Origin of the sequence: Sinomicrobium pectinilyticum (assembly GCF_003725735.1) — a bacterium.
GTDB lineage: Bacteria > Bacteroidota > Bacteroidia > Flavobacteriales > Flavobacteriaceae > Sinomicrobium > Sinomicrobium pectinilyticum.
This window is the reverse complement of record NZ_RJTM01000122.1, coordinates 39,895-52,638: the sequence shown is the minus strand read 5'-3', so window position 1 is coordinate 52,638 and position 12,744 is coordinate 39,895. Positions and strand designations below refer to the sequence as shown.

The window sequence follows — 12,744 nt, the reverse complement described above, 5'->3', positions numbered from 1 at the left end:
CAAAAATGCCATGAAAGCATATTAAGGCCGGGTAAATTCTGAAATTAAGAAAATATTAAGCTTGTAATCATGAGATTTCTCCCATCTTGTTACCGTGGAAAAGGAAACTAAAAGTGCCTATAGTATACTTATTGATAGATGAGTATTCCTTTAATTCAGGGGGATCTTTAAAACTCAAATACCTTGCCATCATCGGCAAGTTCCACTTCAGGAAAAACGGTCTGTGCTTCCCGGCGGAAAGCCTCCAGGTCTCCGTAACGTATGGAATAATGCCCGAGAACAAGTGTTCCTACTTTTGCCTGTAATGCTATCTCGGCTGCCTGTTTTGCAGTGGAATGCTTGGTTTTTGTGGCAAGGTCTTTATGTTCCTCCAGGAAAGTAGATTCGTGATACAGCACATCCGCTTTTTCGATTTGCGGAATAATATCCGGTTTATATACCGTATCACTGCAAAAGGCATAACTTTTGGGTTTGGGCGGATCAGCAGTGAGTTTTTCATTGGGTATCCATTCCCCGTTATCGAGTTGTACATCCCGGCCGTTCTTGATATTCCGGTAATAGCACCTGTCGATATCATATTTGAGCACTTCTTCTATTTTCAGCTTTCTTTCCCCCGGTTTCTCCCGGAAAAGATAGCCGTTGGTATATACCCGGTGCTCCAGGGGGATCGTATGCACTTCTACCTTGTCGTCTTCATAGATAAGCTCGGAAGAAGCGGAGGAAAGTTCGTGAAAGACCAGGGGGAAATTGGTCCAGGAATTGCCGAGTTTCAGCAATAAGGTAATTCCTTCTTTAATACCTTTGGGGCCATAAATATGTAAGGGGGCCTCCCTTCCCAGGAGAACAAAAGTAGAAATAAGCCCGGGAAGCCCGAAAAAATGGTCTCCGTGCAAATGGGAAATGAATACCTGTTTTATCCTTGCAAATTTTATCTTATGTTTTCTGAGTTGTACCTGTGTCCCTTCGCCGCAATCTATCAAAAACAAGTGGTTCTTAATATCCAGTACCTGTGAAGTAGGGTTTGTAAAAGCCCTGGGTGTGGCGGAATAGCATCCCAGAATGGTAAGCTTCATAAGAACGGTAATTACGGATTAACGGGATTTATAGTACGAATAAATAGTTACAGGGTCTTTTTCAGGCACTGACAAAAAAACGATTTTCCGGGAGACCCGGTCAAAAACAAGTTTTTGTCATCTGTTCATGTTTTTTATATAATTTATGATGACGTTAATAAAAAGTCTAAAAGTCAAGATCGCGTTCTATCTCTTCCATTTCTATAACATCGCGGGCCTCTTTTAGTGTCGGTACTACGATAAGTTCATCCGGCACCTCGTTAAAATTAACCTTATCGGTCACCAGCACGAAAGATTTTTTCCCGCCCCTGTGCCTGTTGGATATTTCCAGAAACTCAAGCAGGTCTTCCGTAGAGACCGCATCCAGGGAAAACAGGTTTACAATAACATTGTCTCCCCTGATCTTGTCATACGCTTCCCCGAGCTTGCTGCAAAAAGCACGAACCGAACCCTTTTCATGGGTTACTAGTGTAAGATTGTCTTCCTGTTTATCAAAAAGCATGGCTTCAGTTTTTAATTTTAGATGCTAATAAATATATAACCGCCATACGAATAGCCACTCCGTTCTCCACCTGATTGAGTATGATGGCCTGTTTGGAATCGGCAACATCGCTGGTAATTTCCACCCCCCTGTTTATCGGGCCGGGGTGCATGATCACAATTTCTTTATCGAGAGTATTGAGCATGGCCTTATTGACCCCGAATTGCTGGGTATATTCGCGTGTGGAAGGAAAATAGCTGATATCCATCCTTTCGTTCTGTACCCGTAGCATGTTGGCTACATCGCACCATTGCAGGGCTTTCCGGAGATCGGTTTCCACCTCTACCCCCAGAGAATCTATATATTTCGGGATAAGTGTTTTGGGACCGCACACCTTGACATTCGCTCCCTGAAGTTTCAGGGCAAATATATTGGATAAAGCTACCCTGGAATGAAGAATATCTCCTACGATAACCACATTTTTCCCGGCCACGTCACCCAGCTTTTCCCTTATGGAATATGAGTCCAGAAGTGCCTGTGTAGGATGTTCATGTGCCCCGTCCCCGGCATTTACAATACTTGCCGTGATATGTCTGGAGAGGAAAACTCCTGCCCCCGGATTGGGGTGCCGCATGACCACCATATCTACTTTCATGGAAAGGATATTGTTGACCGTATCGATCAGCGTCTCCCCTTTCTTAACGGATGATTGCGCCGCGGAAAAATTGATGACATCCGCAGAAAGCCGCTTCTCTGCGAGTTCAAAGGACAATCGCGTACGCGTACTGTTTTCGAAAAAGAGGTTGGCTATGGTAATGTCCCGAAGTGACGGTACCTTTTTAATAGGTCTGTTGATTACTTCTTTAAAATGACCTGCAGTTTCAAAAATGAGTTGAATGTCCGCTTCGTTGAGGTACTTTATTCCTAATAAGTGATTTACACTTAGCTGGCTCATATTCAAAAGTTGTATTTGTAGTTTCCGGTTTTGGTTTTCGCATTGAAAACCGGGTATTCGAATCAGGTTGTTGCTGCTCCGAATGGCAAACAAAAGTCCTGTGCGTTGTGTCAGTTACCTATCAGGTATATGACATCTTCTCCTTCATTCTCTTTCCACATTACCTTTACTTTTTCCTTATTTATGGCATCTACCTGTCGCCCTCTGTAATCGGGCTGTATAGGCAGGTGCCTGCTGAACCTTCTGTCTATAAGGGTCAGTAATTCTATTTCTGCGGGCCTTCCGAAAGACTGTATGGCCGTAAGGGCTGCCCTGATGCTTCTTCCCGTGTACAGTACATCATCTATAAACACCACTTTCTTATCTTCCACGAGAAAATCTATCTGTGTCCTGTTGGCTTCCAAAGGCTTGTCTCCCCGGCGAAAATCATCCCTGTAGAATGTGATGTCCAGGTAACCCAGTTGTATGTCTTTAACGTGATATTCTTCCTGAAGGATCTGAATAAGCCTGTCGGCGAGAAACTTTCCCCGGGGTTGTATACCTATCAGTACCGTATCTTTAAAATCGAGATGATTTTCAATTAGCTGGCAGGCCAACCGATGCAGAATAATGTGGATTTCTTTGGAAGAAAGCAGAACTCTTTGACTCATGTTTTCCAACGTATTTCGCCCGTAAAAATACGTATTTCTGCCGAACTTATCTCCGAGCGGGGTATTTATTTACAATGCTCCGGAAAAAACAAAACAGAACTTTATTGGAATGAGGGGGTTAAAATGGTTATAAATTACAGGTTACAAGTTGCAGGTTACAGACGGATGTGTGATTACAAATACTAAATTCATACATCCAAAATAGTTTAAGTTTAGAGGCCAGAATCGCTACTTGTTACTTGTAATCTGCAACTTGTAACCTCCTTTCCCCTTCCGGAGTGCATACTTCAGGCATACTGCTTATCTTTGTAACTTAATTTTGGTACAACAGTAAAAACACCTATGCATCAAATCCATCATAAAACCCTGCAAGACCTGGAATTTTCTACCGTACTCTCCCAGGTAGAAGAACTGTGCTCTACGGAACCCGGTAAAGAAAAGGCGCTGCAAATACTACCCTATACCCAAAAAGAAAGACTCTTTGCCGCCCTGAAGCAAACTTCGGAATACGTGGCTTCTTTTGATAATAACAACAGCATCCCGGGCCACTATTTTGACAGTATTTCACAGGAGATCAAATTACTGGGAATAGAGAATACACTTATAGAACTCGGCGGCTTTAAGAAAATAACAGGAATATCCGGTACGGTAAACGTCCATATCCTCTTTTTCCGGAAGTTCAAGGAATACTATCCCACCCTGCATGAAATGGCAAACGAGGTAGAATACACCACGGCTATCGTGCAGGAAATAAACAATATTATTGACCGCTTCGGGGAAATTAAAGACGATGCTTCAGAAACATTATCCGCAATCCGTAAATCCATAAACGAGGTCCGGGGAAAAATAAACCAGAGTTTCCTCAGTGCCCTTCAATCCTGCAATTCGGCCGGGTACCTCGACGACATCCGCGAAACCGTAGTGGAAAACCGCAGGGTCCTGGCTGTAAAGGCCATGTACCGTAAAAGGGTAAAAGGTGCTATCATGGGAAGCTCCAAGACTGGCAGTATTGTCTATATAGAACCGGATACTACGCTAAAATATTCCAGGGAACTGAACAACCTGGAATACGAGGAAAAAGAGGAAATAAAAAGGATACTCAAAGCGCTTACCGACTTTCTTCGTCCTTATGCCCCCCTGTTACAGGATTACCAGGACTTTCTCGCTGCGACGGACGTCATTGCGGCAAAGGCAAAATACGCCGCGGAGATGAATGCCGTTCTCCCGGAAATCACCGGGGAAAAGACCATGAACCTGATCGATGCCTTTCACCCCCTCCTTTACCTTACCAATAAGAGAAAAGGAGAAAAGACCTATCCACAAACCATTTCGCTGAAACAGGATAACAGGATCATCGTGATTTCCGGGCCTAACGCCGGAGGGAAAAGTATAACCCTGAAAACCGTGGGGCTGTTACAGGTAATGCTGCAAAGCGGCATGCTCGTACCCGTGCACCCCAGGAGTGAAATGTGTCTCTTCGACAGGATACTGACGGATATAGGAGATAATCAATCTATCGAGAATCATTTGAGTACATATAGTTACCGGCTGAAGAACATGAACTTTTTCCTGCGGAAATGCAACTCGCAAACCTTGTTCCTGATCGATGAGTTCGGTACCGGTAGTGATCCGGAACTGGGCGGGGCACTGGCCGAAACTTTCCTGGAAGAGTTCTACCACCGCGAAGCTTTCGGTATTATTACCACGCATTACGCCAACCTGAAAATGCTGGCCAATGAACTGCCATACGCTTCCAACGCCAATATGCTTTTTGACAGTAAGAGCCTGGAGCCCGTATTCCGCCTTATCGTCGGGGAAGCGGGAAGTTCTTTTACTTTTGAAGTCGCCCAGAAGAACGGTATTCCGTACAGCCTGATAAACCGGGCCAAAAAGAAGATAGAACGTGGAAAAGTACGGTTTGATGCTACTATTGCCAAGCTGCAAAAGGAACGCAATCGTATGGAAAAGACCTCCCGGCAATTGAAGGACGAAGAAGTAAAGGCCCGTGAAGAAGCCACACGCCTCGAATCCCTGAACGAAAGGATACAGTCCAAACTGGAAAGTTACCAGCAACTGTTTGACCATAACCAGCGAATGATATACCTCGGTAACAAGATCAATGACATTGCCGAAAAATATTTTACGGATAAGAAAAAACGCCCCCTGATCTCCGAATTCCTGAAGATCGTGGAAACCGAGAACAGCAAACGGAAACCCAAGGCCCCTAAGGAAAAGAAAAAGGAAAAAATAAAAAAGGAGCAGGTAGCCAGGGAAATGGAGAAAAAAGCAGAGGTTATCCGTGAAAAGAAAAAAGAAGAGAAAAAAGAGGCTGTCCGGCAGGAAAAAAACAAACCGAAACCGGTATTGAAAATCGGCGACAGGGTACGTATGCTCGAAGGAAAAGCGGTAGGAAGCATAGAAACTATAGAAAAGAACAAGGCAGTGGTAAATTATGGGCTTTTCACGACCAATGTAAGCCTTGACCAGCTGGAACTGGTACAGGCTATGAAAAAATAGGGAGCCATACAGGGGATGGCCCGGCACCTTATTCCATGAGCCCCGGGCCCCTATCCAAAAAAAGGATTTCCGCCAGGAACAGGGAAAGCTTTTTTCGTATATTCGGAAAATGAATTTTCTAGCACATATTTATCTGTCCGGTGAAGACGAGTTTATACAGATCGGGAATTTCATTGCCGATGGTATCAAGGGAAAGAAATACCAGGCGTTCCCGGAGCGTATACAACAGGGAATATTACTTCACCGGGAGATTGATTTCTATACCGATCACCATCCTCTGGTAAGGCAAAGCACCAAAAGGCTCCATACCAATTACAGTCACTACAGCGGCGTCATCGTGGATATGTATTACGATCATTTCCTGGCTGCCAACTGGAAACGCTATTCCGATATTCCTCTGAATGTCTTTGCGGAAAATTTTTACCGGATGCTACAGAGGCACCGTAACCTGCTACCGGAAAGAACGCTGAACATGATCCCTCACATGGTAAAAGACAACTGGCTGGTAAGCTATGCTTCCCTGGAAGGCCTGGATAAGGCACTTACACAGCTGAATCGGAGGACCGCATATAAATCCGGTATGCATCTCGCAATAAACGACCTTCGGGAACACTATACGTCCTTTGAAAAAGAGTTTACCGCCTTTTTTGAAGAGTTGTTTATATTTACAAAGGCAAAAATCCGGGAAGCCGGTATAAAAACGGGTATGGGTGGACGGAAACAGGGAAAAGAGTGTGAAGAATAAGAAAACCCGTTGAACGAAAAACTTAATTAAACAATGAGCACACACTCCAGAATCTTCATTTGCCTTCTAGGTATCTTCCTTTTTATAAACAGTTGTAAGACCAAGAACTCTTCTTCGGGGCTTATTACGGATCAGGCCATGGTCGTATCTGCCCGGAAAGAAGCCTCCGCCATTGGTATTGATATCCTGAAAAAAGGAGGAAATGCCTTTGATGCCATGGCCGCTACGGAACTTGCACTTGCCGTTGCCTATCCTTTTGCCGGCAATCTCGGCGGCGGCGGTTTTATGGTATATCGCAAGGCGGATGGGGAAATAGGTGCCCTCGATTACCGCGAGAAAGCCCCTCTTGCCGCCCATAAAGACATGTACCTGGACAGCCTGGGCAATGTGGTCCCGGGAAAAAGCACGCTCGGTGCAATGGCCATAGGTGTGCCGGGAACAGTAGCCGGTATTTTCGAAGCCCACAGAAAACTGGGCTTACTCTCTTTCCATGAAGTCCTGGAACCGGTCATAACCCTTGCGGAAAAAGGAGTTGTAGTTACGGAAAAACAGGAAAAACGGCTGGAAAGCAACCGCAATCTCTTCATAGAAGTAAACGGGGACAGTACATTATTCGCTACCCCTTTCCGCAAAGGCGATACTATAAAATACCCTGTCCTGGCTCAAACGTTGAAACGCATACAAAAAGAGGGAAAAGACGGTTTCTACCGTGGTGAAACTGCCCGTAAACTCGCTGCCTTCATCCAAAGTAAAGGAGGTATTATAACCGAGGAAGACCTGGCCGGTTATAATGCCAAGTGGCGGATACCGGTAATTTTCAATTACAGGGACCTCAAGGTAATTTCCATGTCTCCCCCAAGCAGCGGAGGCATAACGCTGGCACAGATCATGCAGATGATAGCACCTTATCCCCTGGATGAATACGGACATAATTCGGTAAAAAGCATACAGGTGATTACCGAAGCCGAACGAAGAGCTTATGCAGACAGAAACTATTTCCTCGGAGACCCGGATTTTACGGATATCCCTCAAAATATACTGCTAAACGAACGTTACCTGCGTAAGCGGATGCAGGATTTTTCTTTTGACAGGGCCACAAAATCTTCAGATATATCCCATGGTAAAATACAGATGGCAGAAAGTAATGAAACCACGCATTATTCCATAGTAGATGCCTACGGTAATGCTGTTTCGGTAACAACTACGTTGAACGGTGCCTACGGTTCCAAACTCTACAGTGATGAACTGGGGTTCTTTCTCAATAATGAGATGGACGATTTCAGTGCCAAACCCGGCGTACCCAATATGTTCGGACTCACCGGTGCCGAAGCCAACAGTATAGCCCCGGAAAAACGTATGCTAAGCTCCATGACCCCGACCATTGTGGAAAAAGAAGGAAAACTGTGGATGGTAGTAGGTACGCCGGGAGGTTCGACCATTATAACATCGGTGCTGCAAACCATCCTCAATGTATACGAATACGATATGGGAATGCAGGAAGCGGTAAACGCTCCCAGGTTTCACCATCAATGGTTACCTGATACCATTACCTTTGAACCCGGTGCTTTCTCCCCGGAAATACTGGACAGCCTGAAACAAAAAGGATACTTCATTAACGAAGACCGTACCCCCATACTCGGTAAAGTTGACGCTATTCTTGTCCTTCCTGACGGAAAACTGGAAGGCGGCGCCGATAAAAGAGGGGACGATGCCGCTGCCGGTTATTAACGGTCACAGCCTCCCCTCCTGTTTTTTCCTTCAGAAGAAAAAGACATACCTTCCAGTTTAAAAGACGGAAAAAAATCTTTTCCTCTTTTAAACCAATCTTCTCTTTAATGGTCTAAATGCCCGGATACCGAGCCATTAAACTTCTGTTAAATTGTATTAAAATATTATAACACAATAGGAAAAATCTAATAATACCAGTAATATAGCTTTTTTATAACCAACAGATGCCGTAGAATGTATTACCGATCCCTACTCACCTCCATAGTGCTGCTGTGGACCTCACTTTTATTTTCCCAGAACACCGTAGAAATCAAAGGAAGGGTTGTCGACGCCCTGGATCAGTCACCCCTGGAATCTGCCACCGTTTACCTGTCTTCCCAGAAAGATTCCACGGTACTGGATTATACCATAAGCAACCGCTCCGGTTCTTTCTCACTGGAGGTCCGGAAAACCGACGAACCGACCTATATCAAAGTTTCTTTTATCGGTTACCAGCAATATTCCAGATCGATAGAGGCCCTTAATGATCCCCTTGACCTCGGTATTATCGAATTACAGGAAAGCGCAGATGAACTCGCCGAAGTCGTGGTACAGGGAGAAGCCCCGCCGATACAGGTGAAGAAGGATACGCTGGAATTCAATGCGGCTTCCTTTAAAGTACGTCCCGATTCCAACGTAGAAACCTTACTGAAACAACTCCCCGGAGTAGAAGTAGGTACCGACGGAAAGATCACGGTAAACGGCAAAGAAGTAAGCAAGGTACTGGTGGACGGCAAACCCTTTTTCGGGAACGACGGCCAGATCGCCACTAAAAACCTGCCTTCGGATCTCATAGAGAAAATCCAGGTTTCGGACACCAAGACCAAGGAAGAAGAACTCTCCGGTGAAGATGCCAGTTCCGATGAGAAGACCATTAACCTCACCATAAAACAGGGTAAGAACAAAGGGTATTTCGGCCGGGCGACAGGAGGTTACGGGACGGACGACCGCTATGAGGCAAACCTCTTTTTAAATTATTTCAATGAAGGACAAAGAATAAGTGTCCTGGGCGGGAGCAACAACATTAACAGCATCGGTTTTTCCATGGATGAAATATTCGATGCCATGGGAGGCGGAAGAAATGTCTGGGGCAATGGCCAGGGAGGAATAAATGTCAATGGTGTGTCCTTTGGCTCCACAGGCTCCGGGATAACTACTTCGCATCTGGGGGGGCTGACCTTCGCCGATGACTTCTTTAAGGACAAACTGGAGACAGATGCGAGTTATTTCTACACCCAGACCAACAGGGAAAATGACAACCGGACGGAACAAATAAACCTTACCCCGGAAGGAGAATTTACCTCCAACTCAGAAAATACAACCGTCAACGACTCGAGGGACCATAGTTTCAATGCCAATCTCGAATACGAACTGGACTCCCTGACCACCATAGGGTTCTCTCCTACCCTGAATAAAACCGATTCAGACTTCAGTTCCAGTCAAACCCAGTTTTCCGTAGATGAAAACGGAGACCTGCTCAACGAAAGCGAATCGGTCAACAACAGTTCGGCGAACAGGGAAAGCTTCCGGTCAGACCTCTTTATCGTGCGACGATTCAGCAAAAAAGGGCGATATATGAATTTCCGGTTCGGGAACAACAATTCCTCCAATGATTCGGAAGGGATCAACCGGTCCTCAACCGTATTTTACCAGAATGATGACCCTGACGATATTCGCGACCAGAAGGAAATCAATGAAAACAAAACAGACAATTATTCCCTGAACCTCAGATATACCGAGCCCATTACCGACTCTCTGAGCCTTACCGGGGGAATAGGCTACGACACCGATAAGTCTACCTCCAGCAGGGAGACGTTCAATTTTCAGGAGGCTACCGGAGATTATACCGACCGGAACGATCCGTTGTCTAATTACACCGAATCCCAAAGGAATACCGTTAGTCCTTCCATAGGATTGCGGATGCGCAAAAGCAAACTCCAGGGACGGCTCAACCTGGGGACAAATATTACCGATTACGACAACTCCTCCATCTACCTGGGAGAACATACGAAGCTGAAGGAACAATATATTTATCCCTCCGTACGCGCTAACCTGCGATATGAAATGTCCAAGGGAAAATCGCTGTTTGTCAATTATAACTACAGGGTTAACCTCCCTTCGGCCACGCAACTCCTGCCGGTGGAAGACCTTTCCAACCCCCTGAATACCACCATAGGGAACCCGGACCTGGATCCCACCAGGGGCCATTCCGTTTACTTTAACTACAACAATTACGACTTTGCCAAAAGAACAGGTTTTTTCGCATACGGAAACATAAGTTATGACGAGAACAAAATAGTAAATGTTACCACTTTTGACGAAAACTTCAAAAGGACCACCACATACCAGAACCTGAACGGCACCTACAGCGGAATACTGGGAATGAACTGGAACACTTCCAGGAAGAAAGAGGAACACATCTTCAAATACAATCTCGGCTTAAATGCCAACCTTTCCATGAACCGGGGTATTACCAATAACGAAAATTTCAAGGCCCATAATATATCTATCAGCCCTTCCGGTTCGTTTACCTGGGAATACGGGGAGTTGCTCACCGTAGAACCGAGCTATAATTTTAATTACAACGAATCCAGGTATACCAATTACAGCATTGACAAAACGTCGAATTTCCGCCATACTTTCAAAATACTGACCACATCTTACTGGCCGAAAAATATTGTTTTCGGGAATGATTTCGGATACACTTACAATTCCAACATCGCAGACGGGTTCCGGAAATCTTTCTGGCTCTGGAACAGCAGTATCGGGTATAATTTCATGAAAGACAAGATGACGTTCAAGGTAAAGGTATACGATCTCCTGGACCAGAATGTGGGCACCATGCGGACTATTACGGATTCTTATATACAGGATGTGGAAAACACCGTATTAAAGCGATACGTGATGTTCTCTCTGAGCTGTAAACTGGACAAGTTCGGTGGAAAAGGCGGGCCTGAAGGCCCCGGAGGAAGACGAAGACGAGGCGGCGGTAGGTTCCGCGGTTTTTAATGTATTCCCGTCGCAAAAATATCAGGGCCGTGTTTTTTTAAGCAACACGGCCTTTTTTACTTCCGGTATCTACTCGTACCAATGGGTAAGTTCCACCACAACATAAGGTTCTCCTGCCACTATCGTCTCCACTTTCGGCACAATGCCCTCCCAGGGACCGGTACGTTCCGCGTCAAAGCGATAAGTTCCTTCCGGGATTTGAAAAATCCCCTCCCTGTCCGCGTAATAAGTCTCTCCCGAGTCCTGGTCAACGGCATAAAGACCACTCACCATAACATTCCCCTGTGCCGGGTTGCCATGAATGTCGACATAGGTTATGCGGACCTCAATCGTGTTGCCGGTAACAACCGGAGAAAACACATAAGCAGAGGGAAAACCGGAAGAAAATCCGGCATGTGAAAAGAAAAGGGCCAAAAAAAATATCCCGTAAAAAGCATGTTTTTTCATGATATAAAAATTTAAGATTTGGTATCTCAAATATAAGGTAAAACATCCGGAAAAATATACGGGTAACGATTTCTTAATATCGGATAAAATATTTTTTTAATCCAAACGATTTTATAACTTTGTGGTGTGTGGGAGATAGATACGACATACCACAATGATTTACAGGGTGTTTTTGACAGGCTTCTGGATAAAAAGGAAGTATTGAAAAATCAACGCCCCCTGCCCGCCATTGCCCTCCGGAAAATAAAGGAGAGCCTTATGATCGAATGGACTTACAATTCCAACAGTATTGAAGGGAACACCTTAAGCCTGAGAGAGACACAAATGGTCTTACAGGAAGGGATCACCATCAAGGGCAAATCGCTCCGCGAACACTTCGAGGCCAAAAACCACGAGAGTGCCATACACCATTTGTATACATTGGTAGAAAACACGACGTACGCCCTGAAAAGTTCCGACATTCTTTCCCTCCACGGATATATCCTGCGAAGTATAGAAGATGAATTTGCCGGGCGTCTCCGCAATGGTGGCGTACGTATTTCAGGAGCCAATTTCACACCGCCGAATGCCAAGAAAGTATCAGGCCTTCTGGACGAACTCATAGATTTCGTTCAAAATAATCCTGCCGGCCTGAACGATATCGAACTGGCTACCGTGTTCCATCATAAATTTGTCTGGATACATCCGTTCTTTGATGGTAACGGCAGGACCGTGCGTCTTGCCATGAACCTTTTGCTCATGCGAAAAGGCTTCCCCCCTGCCATTATCCTGAAAAATGACAGAAAAAAATATTACGAAGCACTCAACCAGGCCAACCGGGGCAATTACCATAAATTAATACTCCTTATATCCCAGGCACTGGAACGCACCCTGAATATTTACATAAGCGCACTTCCGGGAAGTGATTATGAGTACAAGGAGATTTCCAATCTCGTAGAAGAAGAGAGTTTGCCTTACGGGCAGGAATATATCAGTTTACTGGCACGCCAGGGAAAAATAGATGCCTATAAGGAAGGCAGGAACTGGCTCACCACCAAAGAAGCCATAGAAGATTACATGACCAACAGAAAAAGAAAACGCTGACCCGTAAAGATCAGCGT

At 45.2% G+C, this 12,744-nt stretch carries 10 protein-coding genes; 5 read left to right on the top strand and 5 right to left on the bottom strand.

All coding sequences use genetic code 11. The features are described 5' to 3' along the window. Window positions 1-167: 167 nt before the first annotated feature. The 4 genes from ED312_RS18490 to pyrR form a co-directional block, all read right to left on the bottom strand. Complete coding sequence (locus ED312_RS18490; RefSeq protein WP_123217512.1) at window positions 168-1,073, bottom strand: ribonuclease Z; 906 nt, start codon at window positions 1,071-1,073, stop codon at window positions 168-170. Window positions 1,074-1,239: 166 nt separating this feature from the next. Then, on the bottom strand, window positions 1,240-1,575 hold the full coding sequence (locus ED312_RS18485; protein WP_123217511.1) for a ribonuclease Z: 336 nt from the start codon (window positions 1,573-1,575) through the stop codon (window positions 1,240-1,242). 4 nt (window positions 1,576-1,579) lie between these two features. Beyond that, window positions 1,580-2,509 (bottom strand): aspartate carbamoyltransferase catalytic subunit, encoded by a 930-nt coding sequence (locus ED312_RS18480; protein WP_123217510.1) that lies wholly within the window; start codon window positions 2,507-2,509, stop codon window positions 1,580-1,582. A gap of 110 nt (window positions 2,510-2,619) precedes the next feature. Further along, window positions 2,620-3,159 (bottom strand): bifunctional pyr operon transcriptional regulator/uracil phosphoribosyltransferase PyrR, encoded by a 540-nt coding sequence (gene pyrR / locus ED312_RS18475; protein WP_123217509.1) that lies wholly within the window; start codon window positions 3,157-3,159, stop codon window positions 2,620-2,622. Window positions 3,160-3,501: 342 nt separating this feature from the next. On the opposite strand from pyrR, the gene ED312_RS18470 reads away from it, so the two are divergent. The 4 genes from ED312_RS18470 to ED312_RS18455 all read left to right on the top strand — a co-directional run bounded on the left by ED312_RS18470 (window position 3,502) and on the right by ED312_RS18455 (window position 11,197). Beyond that, a complete protein-coding gene (locus tag ED312_RS18470) occupies window positions 3,502-5,676 on the top strand; it encodes an endonuclease MutS2 (protein ID WP_123217508.1) in 2,175 nt (724 codons plus the stop codon). A gap of 109 nt (window positions 5,677-5,785) precedes the next feature. Next, a complete protein-coding gene (locus ED312_RS18465) occupies window positions 5,786-6,421 on the top strand; it encodes an acyl carrier protein phosphodiesterase (protein WP_123217507.1) in 636 nt (211 codons plus the stop codon). 33 nt (window positions 6,422-6,454) lie between these two features. Next, the gene (gene ggt / locus ED312_RS18460; RefSeq protein ID WP_123217506.1) at window positions 6,455-8,149 is read left to right on the top strand and encodes a gamma-glutamyltransferase; all 1,695 of its coding nucleotides are present in this window, start codon (window positions 6,455-6,457) and stop codon (window positions 8,147-8,149) included. Between the two features lie 234 nt (window positions 8,150-8,383). Then, window positions 8,384-11,197, top strand: a complete 2,814-nt coding sequence (locus ED312_RS18455; RefSeq protein WP_123217505.1) for an outer membrane beta-barrel protein — start codon at window positions 8,384-8,386, stop codon at window positions 11,195-11,197. 69 nt (window positions 11,198-11,266) lie between these two features. On the opposite strand, the gene ED312_RS18450 is transcribed toward ED312_RS18455, so the two are convergent. Next, complete coding sequence (locus ED312_RS18450; RefSeq protein ID WP_123217504.1) at window positions 11,267-11,644, bottom strand: hypothetical protein; 378 nt, start codon at window positions 11,642-11,644, stop codon at window positions 11,267-11,269. A 126-nt stretch (window positions 11,645-11,770) separates the two neighbouring features. Between ED312_RS18450 and ED312_RS18445 the strand changes: the two genes are divergently transcribed. After that, window positions 11,771-12,727, top strand: a complete 957-nt coding sequence (locus ED312_RS18445) for a Fic family protein (RefSeq protein ID WP_123217503.1) — start codon at window positions 11,771-11,773, stop codon at window positions 12,725-12,727. Window positions 12,728-12,744 lie beyond the last annotated feature (17 nt).

Bases quoted from the DNA above. Each gene is read 5' to 3' on its own strand.
- ED312_RS18455 (WP_123217505.1), top strand. From the start codon at position 8,384: ATGTATTACCGATCCCTACTCACCTCCATAGTGCTGCTGTGGACCTCA.
- ED312_RS18485 (WP_123217511.1), bottom strand. From the start codon at position 1,575: ATGCTTTTTGATAAACAGGAAGACAATCTTACACTAGTAACCCATGAA.
- ED312_RS18450 (WP_123217504.1), bottom strand. From the start codon at position 11,644: ATGAAAAAACATGCTTTTTACGGGATATTTTTTTTGGCCCTTTTCTTT.
- pyrR (WP_123217509.1), bottom strand. From the start codon at position 3,159: ATGAGTCAAAGAGTTCTGCTTTCTTCCAAAGAAATCCACATTATTCTG.
- ED312_RS18465 (WP_123217507.1), top strand. From the start codon at position 5,786: ATGAATTTTCTAGCACATATTTATCTGTCCGGTGAAGACGAGTTTATA.
- ED312_RS18490 (WP_123217512.1), bottom strand. From the start codon at position 1,073: ATGAAGCTTACCATTCTGGGATGCTATTCCGCCACACCCAGGGCTTTT.
- ED312_RS18480 (WP_123217510.1), bottom strand. From the start codon at position 2,509: ATGAGCCAGCTAAGTGTAAATCACTTATTAGGAATAAAGTACCTCAAC.
- ED312_RS18470 (WP_123217508.1), top strand. From the start codon at position 3,502: ATGCATCAAATCCATCATAAAACCCTGCAAGACCTGGAATTTTCTACC.
- ggt (WP_123217506.1), top strand. From the start codon at position 6,455: ATGAGCACACACTCCAGAATCTTCATTTGCCTTCTAGGTATCTTCCTT.